This window comes from Streptomyces sp. NBC_01016 (genome assembly GCF_026341035.1).
In the GTDB taxonomy this organism is placed as follows: domain Bacteria; phylum Actinomycetota; class Actinomycetes; order Streptomycetales; family Streptomycetaceae; genus Streptomyces.
The window spans coordinates 545373-559572 of the sequence record NZ_JAPEOQ010000002.1 but is presented as its reverse complement, the minus strand read 5'-3'; the positions used below and the strand labels follow the sequence as shown (position 1 = coordinate 559572).

Sequence of the window (14200 nt, the reverse complement as noted above, 5' to 3'; positions counted from 1 at the left end):
GGCCCGCGGAAAACAGGGCCGGTGGAACCGCCCCACCCACCTCCGACGTTCCGTACCGTACGGGGCCGGAACGTCGGAGGAACGAGCGGGAGGCGATCACGTGGCGAGGCTGCGCCTTGGACCACTGCTGCGGTACGTGGACGAGGAGACGGCGACGGTGTGGGTCGAGGCGAGTCGGCCCTGCGTCGCCGAGGTGCGCTGCGCGGACGGCGCGTCGGGCAGCGCGCCCACGTTCCAGGTCGACGGGCACCACTACGCGCTGATCCCGGTCACCGGGCTCACGCCCGGCACACGGACCACGTACGAGGTGATCCTCGACGGCGGCGGGGTCTGGCCGCTGCCGGACTCGCCGTACCCGGCCAGCACCATCCGCACCCCGGCGTACGAGACGGACGCCCCGGTCCGCGTCACCTTCGGCTCCTGCCGCTGGGCCGCTCCCCCGGCCGCGGAACACGACCCCGTGGGCCCCGACGCCCTCGACACCCTGGCCGCCCGCATCGCCGCGGACCCGGACGGCGAGCGCCCCGACGTCCTCGTCCTCCTCGGCGACCAGGTCTACGCGGACGAGGTCTCACCAGCGACGCAGGCGTGGCTGTCCCGCCGCCGCGACCTGTCGGAGCCACCGGGCACGGAAGTCGCGGACTACCAGGAGTACACGCACCTCTACTACGAGTCGTGGCTCGACCCGGAGGTCCGCTGGCTGCTCTCCACGGTGCCCAGCTGCATGATCTTCGATGATCACGACCTGATCGACGATTGGAACACCAGCGCCTCCTGGCTCGCCGAGATGCGCGAGATCCCCTGGTGGCGCGAGCGCCTGCTGAGCGGCCTGATGTCGTACTGGGTGCACCAGCACATAGGCAATCTGTCACCGGCGGCGCTCGCCACCGACCCGGTCTACGCGGCCGTCCGGGCCACCCCCGACGGCACGGACGCGCTCCGCGAGTTCGCCGCCCGCGCCGACACGGACCCCGACTCGGTCCGCTGGAGCTACCGCCGCGACTTCGGCCGCGTACGCCTTCTCATGGTGGACACCCGGGCGGCCCGCGTCCTCGACGAACAACACCGGGCGATGCTCTCGCCCGGCGAGGCGAAGTGGCTGCGCGAACAGACCCTCGCGGACCACGGCACGTACGACCACCTCCTCATCGGTACGTCGCTGCCCTGGCTGCTCCCGCACCTCATCCACGACGCCGAGGGGTGGAACGCGGCGCTGTGCCGGGGTGAACGAGGGGCGCGCTGGGCGCGGTTCGGGGAGGATCTGCGGCGCAGGGCGGACCTGGAGCACTGGGCGGCGTTCCCCAAGTCCTTCGACGCGCTCGCGGACCTGATCGCCGAGGCCGGCTCGGGGTCCGCCGCGCCCGCGACGATCTCGGTCCTCTCCGGTGACGTCCACCACGCCTACGTCGCCGAGCCGACCTGGCCCGCGACCGCCGAGGCCCCGAGCGCCCGCGTCCTGCAACTCACCTGCTCCCCGGTGCACAACTCCGTCCCGGCATCCATACGCGTCGGCTTCCGCTTCGGCTGGAGCCGCTTCGGACGGATCATCGGCCGCCGCTTCGCCCGCCACGCCCGCGCGGCCACACCACGCATCGCCTGGCGCCGAACGGGCGGCCCCTGGTTCGGCAACCAACTCATGACCCTGACCCTCCGCTCCCGCACCGCCCACTTGACCCTCGACCAGGCGGACGCACGCCGGGGCTTGGTGCGGGCGGAAAAGCGGAGGCTGACGTAGTTCAAGCCCCGGCGGAGGCTGACGTACTTCAAGCCCCGGCGGAGGCTGACGTAGTTCAAGCCCCCGGCGGCGATTGAGCAAATCAAGCCCCGCCGGCGATTGAGGCGCGGGGTCCGGGGCAGAGCCCCGAGCCCGTAACGCCGGTTCGGCAAAATCAGCCCCGCCGGCGCTTGAGGCGCGGGGCCCGGGGCAGAGCCCCGTGACGTAGGCCCGGCCGGCCGGCACCAACCCGCACCGACACACGGCCCACCCCAGGTGAGACGGACCACACCCCCACTGGCCCGCACCACTCCCGGCAGGGAACCGGCATGATGAGGCCGTCCATCCGCTTCCCAGCAGCCCCACATGCCTCGGGAGTCCCACCTTGCCCGTCCCCCACCCCGAGCACCCCACGCACCCCGCACCCCCCACGTTCGCCCTCGCCATCGTCGGCGCAGGCCCCCGCGGCACCAGCGTCCTGGAACGCCTCACCGCATCGGCGGACGAGCTCCTCCCGCCCGGAACCCGGCTCACGATCCACCTGATCGACCCGCACCCGCCGGGCGCGGGCGCCGTCTGGCGCACGGACCAGGCTCCGGAACTCCTCATGAACACGGTCGCCTCGCAGGTCACCCTGTTCACCGACGACAGCGTCGACTGCTCGGGCCCGATCCGCCCGGGCCCGAGCCTGTACGAGTGGGCCCTGCGGCACGACGCGGCACTCGCCCCCGACGCGTATCCGACCCGCGCCCAGTACGGGCGCTACCTGCGCTGGGTGTTCGCCGAAACGGTGGCGTCCGCCCCGGCGTCCGTGGAGGTCGTCCCACACGCCACCCGCGCCGTCCGCCTCGACGACGCCTCCGGCACCGACACCCCCGGCGCCGCGGACGGCCTCCAGACCCTCACCCTCGCCGACGGCCACCGCCTCACCGGCCTGCACGCGGTCGTCCTCACCCAGGGCCACCTGCCCACCGCCCCCGCCCCGGCCGAGCGCGACCTCACCGAGTACGCCCGCCGGCACGGCCTGCGCCACCTCCCGCCCGCCAACCCGGCCGAGCTCGACCTGAGCCCCCTGGCCCCCGGCGAACCCGTCCTCCTGCGCGGCCTCGGCCTCAACTTCTTCGACCACATGGCCCTGTTGACGCAGGGCCGCGGCGGCCGCCACATACGCACGGCGGACGGCGGCCTGCGCTACCTCCCCTCGGGCAACGAGCCCCGCCTGTACGCGGGTTCACGCCGCGGCATCCCCCACCAGGCGCGCGGCGACAACGCCAAGGGCGCGTACGGCCGCCACCAACCCGCCGTACTCACCCCCGAGTTGATAGCCGGATTCCGCAAACGGGCCGACTCCGGCGACGCCCCCGACTTCCTCGCCGACATATGGCCGCTGGTCGCGAAGGAGGTCGAAACGGTCTACTACGAGACGCTCCTGCGGGCCACGGACACCCGACGCCGCACCGACGACTCCTTCCGCGAGCGCTTCCTCGCCGCGCCCCACCGCTCCCGCCAAGAGGCCGCCGTTCTCGGCGAGTTCGGGATTTCCGAGGATCTTCTGTGGTCCTGGGACCGCGTCTCACGCCCCGCCTCGGGCCGCACGTACACCTCTCCCGCCACATGGCGCGCCTGGCTTCTCGGCCATCTTCGCGAGGACGCCGCACACGCCGCGCTCGGCAACGTGGAAGGCCCGGTGAAGGCCGCCCTCGACGTGCTGCGCGACCTGCGCAACGAACTTCGGCTCGTCGTCGACCACGGCGGCCTGACCGGCGTCTCGCGCCGCGACCACCTCGACCGCTGGTACACCCCGCTCAACGCGTTCCTGTCGATCGGGCCACCCCGGCGACGTATCGAGGAGCTGACCGCGCTGATCGAGGCCGGCGTCCTGACCGTCGTCGGGCCGCGCATGGAGGTGACGGTGCGGGACGGCCGTTTCGTCGCGCACTCGCCCGACGTACCCGGTTCGACCGTGAGGGTCACCACACTCGTCGAGGCCCGGCTGCCCGAGCCCGACCTCCGCAGGACCGCCGACGACCTGCTGATACGCCTCCTCAAGACCGGCGGCGCCCGGCCGCACACGGTCGACGGGCACGAAACCGGAGGCCTCGACGTCACGCCCCACCCGTACCACCTGATCAACCGTCAAGGCCGGTCGCACACACGGCGGTTCGCCTTCGGAGTGCCCACCGAGGGGGTGCACTGGGTGACCGCCGCGGGGGCCCGTCCGGGGGTCGACTCGGTCACCCTCTCCGACGCCGACGCGGTGGCCCGCGCCGCCCTGCGCACGGCCGGCGCGGACCCCGCCACGCCCGAAGCGGAAGCCGATCCGGAGGGCGATCATGGCCGGATGTTGAACTTGCAAGCACTAATTAGGTTCCCCTAATCTTTGGCGCCCCACACCGGTGGCGGCAGCGGCGATGAAGGCGCTCCTCGCGCCGGTGCTCTCGGTTTCGTCCCCACCGACCGAAGGAGCCCCACCATGACTGGACGTCTCAACCGCGCCCAGCCCTACGCTCTCGGCCTCTTCCGCATCGTCATAGGCCTGCTCTTCGCCTGCCACGGCGCCGCTTCGCTCTTCGGCGTCCTCGGCGGGGCGATGGGCGGCGGCAGCGTCGAGACCGGCGTCTGGCCCGCCTGGTACGCGGCCGTGATCCAGCTCGTCGGCGGCGGCCTCGTGCTGCTCGGCCTCGGCACCCGCTTCGCCGCCTTCATCGCGTCGGGCTCGATGGCCTACGCGTACTTCAAGGTCCACCAGCCCGAGTCGCTGTGGCCGCTCCAGAACGGCGGCGAGGCCTCCGTGCTGTTCTGCTGGGCGATGCTGCTGCTCGTCTTCACCGGCTCCGGCGCGCTGGGCCTCGACCGCCTCTTCGCCGGACGCGGCGAACGGGTCGAGGACACGGCACGGACCGGCGAGGCCGTCCCGGCCTGAGGTCCCGCGCGTACAACGGCGGCCCGCTCCCCACGTGAACTCGTGGAGGGCGGGCCGCCGTCGTACGCGTACTTACACGTAAGACCTCAGGAGATCGAGGTGAACGGCACCGAGAAGCACGCCACCCGGTCCCCCGACGCGCCCGGCTTGTCGTGGATCACGATGGAACCCGCGCCGCCGTGCCGCAGCCCCCACGACTTGTGCACCTTCGCGCTGCCATTGCCCTTCGCGTCGGCGGTGAAGTCGAGCCAGAGCTCGTTCTCCGCGGTCACCCGCTTCGGGTCCACCACGTTCTGGTAGTGCCCGCCCGCCGCCTTGGGGTCGGCGCCACACGACTTCTGATGCACGTGCGCGCCGTACTTGTGGCCCGGCACGAGCCCTCTCACCCGCATACTCACCGTCATGCCGGACGAGTCGGTCCCGTGCTGCGACACCTCGATCGACGACGCCGGGGGCACGAGGACCTTGTCGTACGTGAGCGCCGACGACGCGACGAACGCGTTCGGCGGCGAGAAGTGCCCCGCCATCCGCACCCAGTAACTGGTCGTAGCGTCGGCGGTGCCGGTGGTCACCGCGAGCGCGGCCGCCGCCAGGACACCTGTCACGATTTTCGCCTTCATTTCCGTTTCCTCCGATCACTTGGGGTCACCAGACCCGTCCTGTACCGACTTTTTGGTACGGGACGTGACCGACCCATCACGGCAGGAACACGCGGGAACGTGAGATCAGGAACAACTGTGCCCCTTTCGCCACTTCAGCCACTTCTGAGGCGTACGCTGTAGAGCTGTCATGTCAGCCGCTCCTGTCGGGAGGAACGGCCGGAAATCACCGGAACGGTCCGTACGGGAGTAGGCGAACAGTGCTGCAAGGTGTCCTGGGGTCACTGACCGACAGTTCGTGGATCTACGCGATCGTGGCGCTCTCCGTCGTCTTCGACGTGTTCGTGCCCGTGCTGCCCAGCGGCTTCCTCGTGATCGCCGCGGCCACCGCGACCGCGGGCGGCGCTGCCGCCACCGGCGGCGTGCCACACCCCGACCTCCCGGACCTGCTCGCCCTCACGCTCTGCGCCGCGACGGCCTCGGTCCTCGGCGACCTGGTCGCCTACCGGATCGCCTGGCGCGGCGGCGAGCGCCTGGACCGCGCCCTCGCCCGCTCCCGGCGCCTGAGCACCGCGCAGGAACGTCTCGGCGGGGCGCTCGCGCGCTCCAGCGGCGGGCTGCTCGTGATCATCGCCCGGTTCGCGCCCGCGGGCCGCTCGGTCGTCTCCTTCGCGGCCGGCACGGCGCACCGCCGGGTCCGCGAGTTCCTGCCGTGGTCGGCCGCCGCGGGCGTGGCCTGGGCCGCGTACAGCGTGGCGCTCGGCTACTTCGGCGCGCAGTGGCTCGGCGCGAGCTGGCTCTCCACCGTCGTCTCGGTCCTCGCTCTGGTGGGCGCGGGCGCGGTGGCGGCGTATGTGATGCGCAGGCCGGTACCGGCGGCCCAGGAGGCCTGAGCCGCTCCGCTCGGCCTTCGGCTCAAGAGGCCCGAGCCGCCTCCTTCGGGTCCTTCGAGTGCGCGGCCCCGCGCACCTCCAGGCCGTCGAGCAGCTCGGCGGTCGCGCGGGCGATGTCGTCCACCGCCCGTTCGAACACCTCGCGATTGTGCGCGGCCGGCGCCCGGAAGCCGGACACCTTCCGCACGTACTGCAGGGCTGCGGCCCTGATCTCGTCCCCGGTGGCCTCTTCGGGGAGCGCGGGCGGGCGAAGGGTCTTGATGCTGCGGCACATGCCTCCAGTCTGCCGCCGGCCAGCGCTCCGCACCCTGCGATCGCCCCACGGCCGGGCATCCAACGGCCGGGCCCCCGATCGACCACACGTTCGCGTGAACCACCCGATGAAGTACCCGAAGTTGCTCGCACCCTGAATTCGAACAGACGTACCATTGCCGGGTGGCAGCGACCGATGATTCCGACTTCGACTACCCCGGCGACCTTCTCGCCGGCCAGGCAGAGCTGCATCAGATCAGGGCCGAGCTCCTGGCCCTGCTCAAGCGGCTCCCCTGGTCGGTCGAGCCCCACGACGCAGTCATAGACACGCAGGGCTGGCGCAAGACGGAGCGCGCGGCCTCGCCCGGCTGGAGCGAGGACGATCAGGCGGAGGTGGAGAAACTCCGCAGGCGCGAGCTGGAACTGGCCGTCTTCGTGACGTGCCATCGGTACTGGTCCGAGCTGAAGGGCGGCGACGCGGTGCGGGCCCGCGCACGCCTCAAGCATGTGCACGACGAGCCCGCACACGACGCCTCCGGGAACGACGAAGGTCCCGGCAACGACGAAGGTCCCGGCAACGACGAAGGCCCCCGGGCTTGATCGCCTGAGGGCCTTCGTTCATCGTGCTTCACGGTGGGCGCGGACGGTTTCGAACCGCCGACATTCTGCTTGTAAGGCAGACGCTCTACCCCTGAGCTACGCGCCCGTGATCCCGGCGTGTGGCCAGGACGAATGGACAGACTACCTTGCCGGTGCCGATGCTCCGCAATCCCGTGACGGCCGCGACGCCTGCGGGGGTTAACCCCCCTCGGAATCCGGTGGCCGTCCACATCCCGGAGGCGATCCCCACCCCCGTACGTTCATGAGTGCCGGCCACCGGGTCGGTGCCGCAACACCGGGTTCCACACGGGGAGTTCACCATGTCAGTCCGCTCGCCTCGCACCGTCCGCGTCCTGGCCGCCGCCGGAGCCGCGGTCGCCGTCGCGACGCTCGCGACCGCGTGCGGGGCCGACTCCTCCGACGACGAGAAGCCCCAGCACCGCTCCTTCGCCCTGCACGGCAGGACGCTCACGGTCGACTCGGACGACTCGCGGCTCGACCTGGTCCCCGGCGACGGCGACCAGGTGAAGGTCACCCGGTGGTTCCAGGGCTCCACCGTGGTCGGCTCCTCGCCGAAGGCGACGTGGAAATGGCAGTCCGACGAGGACCGGCTCACCCTGCGCCTGCACTGCAACGGCCTCATCGCCGACTGCTCGGTCCGGCACCGCATCGAGGTGCCGCGCGGCATCGCCGTGGCCGTCCGCAACGACGACGGCAGTGTCCACGCCCGCGACTTCAAGAACGGGCTCGACATCACGACGAGCGACGGCTCGGTCCGCGTCGAGAGCGCCTCGGGCCCACTGCGCCTCACCGGCGAGGACGGATCCCTGCACGCCTCCGGCATCGACGCCCGCCGGGTCACCGTCCACAGCGAGGACGGCAGCGCCCGGGTCGACCTGCGCACGGCCCCCGCCCGCGTCGAGGCGACCACCCAGGACGGCGCCTTGACCCTCGGACTGCCCGGCTCCGCCGCGTACGACGTCACCACCGACACGCAGGACGGCGCCGTCGATGTCTCCGTCCCGCGCGACACCCACAGTGACCACCGGGTATCCGCCCGCACCGAGGACGGGAAAGTCACGGTCCGAACCGCGAACTAACCGGCCCGTGTATTCGTTCTTAACCGGTGGGAGAATGGACACCGGTTAAGAACCGTACGGGCAGCACAGGAGAGGTTTGTGACGGCGACGACGACATCCATGCGACAGCATCCGTCGTCCCCCGACCGTGATCCACGCCCTCGCGGGGACCGCCGCCGCTCAGGCCCGCTCCGGGACTTCGTCACCCTCACCCTCCTGCCCCTCCCGCTCCTCACGGCCGCGCTCACGGGCGCGTTCAACGCCGGGGGCACCCGGCGATGGTTCGGGGGCCGCGCCGAGTCGCAGCGCGCGCAGGCGCAGACCGCCAAGGACGATGCGGCCGCCGCCTTCTACGAGCTGGACACCGCCCAGCGGGATCTGCGGATCTCGATAGAGACGATCACCGCGGTCGACGACTCGCCGGCGGCCCGCCGCGCCGTCGACGACTTCGCGGCGCTCGGCCGCCGTATCGACGAGGTCAGCGGGCAGTACATCACCGCGGTCGACGCGCACGACCTGGACCGGGACGACCTGGAGGCGTCCGCCGCCTCCCGCGCCCATGCCCAACTGACGCAGGCGAAGCAGCAGTTGACGCAGGTCAAGCAGGACCTGGACCGCTTCGCGCAGGGCATCGGACCGCTGCTCGGCAAGGCGGAGACACAGCTCGCGCGGCTCGCCCCGTCCGTGGAGCGCGCCCGGCAGTCCCTGCTTGCGGCGACGACCGCGCTCGACTCCGTACGGCAGGCGGGCCTGAAGGCCGACGACCTGGCGGCCCGGCTCGCCGCGCTCGGCCCCGAGCTGACCAGGCTGAACCAGGGGGCGGGGCAGCACGGCGTACCGGAGACGCTGGAGCGCGCGGAGCGGGTCGCGCGGGATGCCGAGAGGGTACGGGCGGAGGCCGAGCGGCTGCCCGAGCGGGCGTCCGAGATCGACCGCAGGCTCGTCTCGCTGCGGACCCGCGCGCAGGCGCTCCAGACGCGGGCGGGGCAGGTCGAGCCGGTGCTCAGCGAGCTGCGGCGCCGGTTCACCGTCGCATGCTGGCAGGACCTCCAGTCCGTGCCGGACATGGCCGCGGAGAACGTGCGGCAGGCCGAGTCCAAGCTCGCCGAGGCGCGTTCGGCCCGCGAGAGCCAGGACTGGCCGAACGCGACGGCGCTGCTGTCCACGGTCCGTGCCCTGCTGAACGCGACGGACGAGTCGGTGTCGGCGGCCTCCGACCGCCTGCAGCGGCTGAACGCGGTGGCGAAGGATCCGCGGGCGGAGATCGACCGCACCCGGTTCGCGATCCGGGACGCGCAGCGCCTCGCGATGGCGGGCCGCTCCACGCCGGACCCGCGGCACGCCCGACCCCTCGACGATTCCGTGGCCCGCCTGGACCGCGCCGTCGCGGGCCTGGAGGGGCGCCACCCCGACTACTGGCACTTCCTGACCGAGACGGAGGGCGTGCGGCGGACGGTGGCCCGCGTGGTCACGCAGATCCGGGAGGACCGGGGCGGCGGCGTCTGAGGTTGGCGTTCACCGGGTGACGGGCGGACCCTTGAGGTACGTAAGTCACGTACGTACGTCAGGTGCACACGTGCCGCATGCCGCGTGCCGCGTGCCAGGAGGCGAGGCGATCATGTCCACGCACGTACTCCACCCCAGTCCCGGTGCCCGACGCCATGTCACGCTCGACGAGCATCTGCCCCTCGATCACCGGCTCAGCAAGGTGTACCGCACCGGCGCGGGCCTGATGGGGCTCGTTCTGCTGGCCTTCGGGATCCTCGGGCTCATCGACAAGATCGGCTTCTTCGACACCCGCGGGGACACCGTCGCGGGCCTCAGCACGAACGGCGCGCTGAGCGTCCTGTCCATCTGCGTCGGCCTGCTGCTCTTCGTCGGCATGGTGATCGGCGGCAACTTCGCGTCGACGCTCAACATGACGCTGGGCATCCTGTTCATCCTCAGCGGCTTCGTGAACCTGGCCCTGCTGGACACCGGCTTCAACTTCCTGGCGTTCCGCATCCAGAACGTGCTGTTCAGCTTTGTCGTCGGCGTACTGCTGATGTGCTTCGGCATGTACGGCCGGGTGAGCGGATCACTCCCGCACAACAACCCGTACTGGCAGGCCAGGCACAGCCAGGCACACACCAACTGACCGGTCCTGACCGTACTCTTGGCGCATGCCCCGCTACGAGTACCGCTGCCGCAGCTGCACCACCACGTTCGAACTGTCCCGCCCCATGTCCGCCTCCGCCGCCCCGGCCACCTGCCCCGAGGGCCACGAGGACACGATCAAGCTCCTCTCAACGGTCTCAGTAGCCGGCACAACCTCCACCCCACCCGCCACGGCTGGCGGAGGCGGCGGCTGCTGCGGAGGCGGCTGCTGCTGCGGCTGAGCGCCCACGACTGCGGCTGCGCCCACGACTGCGGCTGCGGCTGCGGCTGCGGCTGCGGCTGCGGCTACGGCTACTCACGGTCGGCTCCGCCCCCGCCTTGGGTAATCCGCCGCCAACCCGGCTCCCCACCCCTGGCGGTCGACCGCCACCGCCTTGGCCGATCCGCCACCAGCCCCGGCTCCCCACCCCTGGCGGTCGACGCCGCCCCCGCCTTGGGCAATCCGCGCCAACCCCAGCTCCCCACCCGTTGCGGTCGACCACACGCGCCTTGGCCAATCTGCCACCAGCTCCGGCTCCCCACCCCTGACGGCCGACGCCGCCCCGCCTTGGGCAATCCGCCGCAAGCACGGCTCCCCACCCGTTGCGGTCGGCCGCACCCGCCTTGGGCAATCTGCCGCCTTGGGCGGCAGGGTGGGCAAGGCGGCACCCCGGTGCAGCGCGCCCATCACCTCAGGCGCCGACCCCGTCGCAGCTCAAAAAACCCCGGTGCCGCGCACCCCTCACGACGGGCGCCGACCCCGGCACAGCTCAAAACCCCGGCCCCGCCCCAGGCCCACCTCACAGCGCCCCGAGAAACCCCCGCAACACCGCCTCCCCCGCAGCAACCCCCCGCTCCCCCAACACCGTCACCCCGGGCGACACCCACCCCACATCCGCCAGTTCACCGTGCCCCGGCCGCCACCCCCGATCCACCACGCGGAGCAAATCCGCATCCAGCAACGAATCCCCCGCCCCCAACGTCAACCCCGCCCCAACCCTCCGCGCAACCTCCGAAACCGCCGCCCCCTTGGTCAACGGCTTCGGCACGGCATACACCTTCCGCCCCTGAAGCGACACACCCCACCCGACCCCGTCGGCCCACTCCCCGAGCTCCTTGACCCACCCCTCCGGCAGCGCCGCCCGGTCGACCACCAGGTACGCGAACAGATCCTCCGCGACCCGCTCCTTCAGCAGCCACGCCGGATCCGCCGCGGCAACCATCCGCTCCCGCACCTCCCCGAGCGGCGCACACTCCGAGTCGAGCCGCTCCCCGACCGCACGCCGCCACTCCGGGTCCGACACCCCGTCGACCAGCAGGTGCCCACCGTTCGCACAGATCGCATACGTCGGCGCCGCCCCCGGCAACCGCACCCGCGCATACTGCTCCCGCGTCCGCGTGGTCGTGGGCACGAACACCGCGCGCCGCCCCAGCTCGACCAGCAACTCGGCGGCGTCCTCGGTGACGTACGACAGGGGCCTGCCCTCGTACACCTCGACGCAGAGCAACCGCGGCGCCTCGGCATCGGGCATCGTCAGGCCGAGCGCGCCGGCGGAGTAGATGAGCGTACGGTCGAGGTCACTCGCGACGACAACGGGCGTGGTCACTTGGCCGCCACCGCCTTGCCGTCCGTCCCCGTCGCCCCGCGCGTGAACTTCGGATGGATCAACCCGACGCAGGTGTACGGCAGTTGGTCCACCAACTCCACCGGAACCCCCCGCTGCTCCGCCAGCAACCGCACATGGTCGAGGTCCGCCCCCGCGTCCGCCCGCGCCAGGATCTTCCACGGCACCCGCCGCAGCAGCACCCGCGTCGTCTCGCCGACCCCGGGCTTCACCAGGTTCACGTCGTGGATCCCGTACTCCTCGCTGATCCGCTCGACGGCCGCCCACCCTTCCCACGTGGGCGCCCGATCGACCCCCTGCAACTCCTTGGCCTCGGCGTCGACCGCGTCGGCGACCTCCGCGAACCGCTCCTCCACCGCATCGAGGAACCGCCCGGAGACGTCCGAACCGGCCAGCTCGGAGTAGAACTTCGCCCCGTGGAAGTCGTCGGGCCCGACCAGGTCGGACCGCAGCACCGTCCGCGAAATCAGCCCGGACACCGTGGAGTTGAGGCACGCCGAGGGGATGAGGAAGTCCTCCCGCGTCCCGTACGTCCGCACGCACGACCCCGGGTCGGCGAGCACGGCGATCTCCGGGTCGAACCCTTCGAACTCGGCGACCGCGGCCGCGAGTTCCCGCGTGATGGCGCCCTTGCCGGTCCACCCGTCCACGAACACCACATCCGCCGGATCGTGGTGCGCGGCCAGCCAGCGCAGCGCGTTCGCGTCGATCCCCCGTCCGCGCACGATCGACACCGCGTAGTGCGGCAGCTCGAGCCCGTGCCGTCGCAGCGCCCAGCGACGCATCAGCACTCCCACCGGCGTTCCCGCGCGCGCGAGCGACACAAGGACCGGTCGCGGCGAGCGCTCGGCGAGCACCGTCTCGGTGACCACGCCCACCGCGTGGGCTATTCGCCCCGCCGACGCCTCAAGAGCCGCGTGGAACAACTCCTGGTACTGCGCGCTGGGTTGGTACTCGACGGGCAGCGACTCCGCGTAGTGCGCGCCCCCGCCCTGAATGGCCTCCTCGCGCTCCTCGGTCGGCGCCTCCAGCTGGACGTCCGACAGGTCCTGGAGCAGCCACCCCACCTCGTCCGGCGCGTACGAGGAGAACGCGGGACCGCGCAGCGGCTCGGGCAACGGCATGGAGGACCTTTCCTGGGGAACGTACGACGGCACCACGGCCACGACCACCCGCGACGCGTGCGCGGCCACCTGCTCCAACAGCCCGCCGGGACAGTCGAGTTCGGCGGTGTCGCCCACCGAGTCGAGCACGACGACGACCGTGTCGAAGCCGCCCCCCGCGACGTTGTACGCGAACCGGTCTCCCGGCCCGTCCGCCGGCGCGTCGTGCGCCGGGAAGACGAGGCGGCTGCGGATCGCGTAGCCGGGGTCGTCGACGGCGAGGACGGGCGAGCGGGTCGTGGTGGAGTACGCGACATCGGCGCCCGCCGCCTCCAGCTCGGTGGCGAGGCGCAGCGGCGCGTACATCAACTCCTCGTTGCCGAGGACGAGTACGCGTCCGTCGCCGAGGTGCGGCGCGAGGCGCGCGGCCATGTCGGGCAGCGCCGCTTCGAGGCGCTCCCGGTGCTCCGGTGTGAACCCGTGCCGTCCGCCGTCCGGCAGGCCCCGCGGCCAGCCGAGGTCGTCGAGGCGCACCAGCTCGGCGCACTCCCGGCGGGGTGCGGGCAGCTGCCCGCCCTCGTGCGCGGCGACGAGAGCCTGCCCCTTCTCGAGCACCCCGTCCGGCAGCTCCACCGTGCCGCGCGCCGCGACCACCAGGTCGACCCGCGCCCCTATGTCGCGCGCGAACTCCTCGAGCCGCCCCTGGTCGCCCGGCGAGCGCATGTCGACGAGCGCGACGATGACGTAGTGCTCGCGCGCGTGCAGTTCGTGCAGCGCCCTGATGGTGTTCAGGACCGTGTTCCCCGTGGAGAACTCGTCGTCGACGAGGACCAGCGGGCCGTCCCCCGCGAGCAGGTGCGGGTCCTCGGGCAGCAGCAGGTGCGAGGTGGCGTGCGAGTGGGACTCCTCGAAGCCGCCCGCGCGGGCCACGCCCTCGACCGGCCTGCGCGTGGAGTGCAGATAGGTCGCGAGGGCCAGACCGTCGGCGACCGAGTGCCCGAGCCCCGTCGCCGTCTCGGCGTAGCCGAGGACGACCGCGCGGCGCGCCGCCTCGTCGCCCAGCAGTTCCCTTACGCGGACGCCGAGTTCACGCCCCGCACCCCACACCACGGATGGGCGCTGCGGAACGTGCTTGCCCAGCACGTTCGACACCAGGAGGTGCGCGCGCTTGGGGTTGCGTCGCAGCGCGAGCCCAAGCAGTCCGGACAGCTCCCGGTCACCCGTCAGCCCGACCCCGAGCCGCTCGGCGACCCACTCCCCCGACCACACCACGTTC

13 protein-coding genes and 1 tRNA gene are annotated in these 14200 nt (G+C 72.2%); 9 read left to right on the top strand and 5 right to left on the bottom strand.

Annotated elements, in window-relative coordinates:
* Nucleotides 1-100 precede the first annotated feature (100 nt).
* The 3 genes from OG746_RS29220 (at nucleotide 101) to OG746_RS29210 (ending at nucleotide 4637) form a co-directional block, all read left to right on the top strand.
* Entirely contained in the window at nucleotides 101-1735 is a 1635-nt protein-coding gene (locus OG746_RS29220) for an alkaline phosphatase D family protein (protein WP_266720076.1), read from the top strand.
* A 364-nt stretch (nucleotides 1736-2099) separates the two neighbouring features.
* Nucleotides 2100-4091, top strand: a complete 1992-nt coding sequence (locus OG746_RS29215) for an FAD/NAD(P)-binding protein (protein ID WP_266720074.1) — start codon at nucleotides 2100-2102, stop codon at nucleotides 4089-4091.
* Between the two features lie 96 nt (nucleotides 4092-4187).
* Nucleotides 4188-4637: a DoxX family protein gene (locus OG746_RS29210; protein WP_266720072.1), complete on the top strand. Its 450-nt coding sequence runs from the start codon at nucleotides 4188-4190 to the stop codon at nucleotides 4635-4637.
* Between the two features lie 86 nt (nucleotides 4638-4723).
* Here the strand turns inward: OG746_RS29210 and OG746_RS29205 are convergent, their stop codons facing one another.
* Nucleotides 4724-5242: a superoxide dismutase family protein gene (locus OG746_RS29205; protein WP_266720070.1), complete on the bottom strand. Its 519-nt coding sequence runs from the start codon at nucleotides 5240-5242 to the stop codon at nucleotides 4724-4726.
* Nucleotides 5243-5496: 254 nt separating this feature from the next.
* Between OG746_RS29205 and OG746_RS29200 the strand changes: the two genes are divergently transcribed.
* Entirely contained in the window at nucleotides 5497-6129 is a 633-nt protein-coding gene (locus OG746_RS29200) for a DedA family protein (protein WP_266720068.1), read from the top strand.
* Between the two features lie 22 nt (nucleotides 6130-6151).
* Here the strand turns inward: OG746_RS29200 and OG746_RS29195 are convergent, their stop codons facing one another.
* Nucleotides 6152-6403 (bottom strand): DUF2277 domain-containing protein, encoded by a 252-nt coding sequence (locus OG746_RS29195; RefSeq protein WP_266720066.1) that lies wholly within the window; start codon nucleotides 6401-6403, stop codon nucleotides 6152-6154.
* A gap of 161 nt (nucleotides 6404-6564) precedes the next feature.
* Between OG746_RS29195 and OG746_RS29190 the strand changes: the two genes are divergently transcribed.
* Nucleotides 6565-6981: a DUF8825 domain-containing protein gene (locus OG746_RS29190; RefSeq protein WP_266720064.1), complete on the top strand. Its 417-nt coding sequence runs from the start codon at nucleotides 6565-6567 to the stop codon at nucleotides 6979-6981.
* A 34-nt stretch (nucleotides 6982-7015) separates the two neighbouring features.
* Here the strand turns inward: OG746_RS29190 and OG746_RS29185 are convergent.
* Nucleotides 7016-7087, bottom strand: a tRNA-Val gene (locus OG746_RS29185).
* 214 nt (nucleotides 7088-7301) lie between these two features.
* On the opposite strand from OG746_RS29185, the gene OG746_RS29180 reads away from it, so the two are divergent.
* The 4 genes from OG746_RS29180 to OG746_RS29165 all read left to right on the top strand — a co-directional run bounded on the left by OG746_RS29180 (nucleotide 7302) and on the right by OG746_RS29165 (nucleotide 10438).
* Nucleotides 7302-8081, top strand: coding sequence for a DUF4097 family beta strand repeat-containing protein (locus OG746_RS29180; RefSeq protein ID WP_266720062.1), 780 nt, complete (start codon nucleotides 7302-7304; stop codon nucleotides 8079-8081).
* A gap of 99 nt (nucleotides 8082-8180) precedes the next feature.
* Nucleotides 8181-9566: a coiled-coil domain-containing protein gene (locus OG746_RS29175; RefSeq protein WP_266720060.1), complete on the top strand. Its 1386-nt coding sequence runs from the start codon at nucleotides 8181-8183 to the stop codon at nucleotides 9564-9566.
* Nucleotides 9567-9678: 112 nt separating this feature from the next.
* Nucleotides 9679-10197 (top strand): DUF4383 domain-containing protein, encoded by a 519-nt coding sequence (locus OG746_RS29170; RefSeq protein ID WP_266720058.1) that lies wholly within the window; start codon nucleotides 9679-9681, stop codon nucleotides 10195-10197.
* Between the two features lie 25 nt (nucleotides 10198-10222).
* Nucleotides 10223-10438 carry an FmdB family zinc ribbon protein gene (locus OG746_RS29165; RefSeq protein ID WP_266720056.1) on the top strand — a complete coding sequence of 72 codons (216 nt, stop codon included), beginning with the start codon at nucleotides 10223-10225 and terminating at the stop codon, nucleotides 10436-10438.
* 558 nt (nucleotides 10439-10996) lie between these two features.
* Here OG746_RS29165 and OG746_RS29160 read toward each other — a convergent pair.
* Both OG746_RS29160 and OG746_RS29155 read right to left on the bottom strand, forming a co-directional pair.
* Nucleotides 10997-11803, bottom strand: coding sequence for an HAD family hydrolase (locus OG746_RS29160; RefSeq protein WP_266720054.1), 807 nt, complete (start codon nucleotides 11801-11803; stop codon nucleotides 10997-10999).
* Complete coding sequence (locus tag OG746_RS29155) at nucleotides 11800-14196, bottom strand: phosphoribosyltransferase (protein ID WP_266725500.1); 2397 nt, start codon at nucleotides 14194-14196, stop codon at nucleotides 11800-11802. Before OG746_RS29155 ends, OG746_RS29160 begins: the two co-directional genes overlap by 4 nt.
* Nucleotides 14197-14200: the final 4 nt, after the last annotated feature.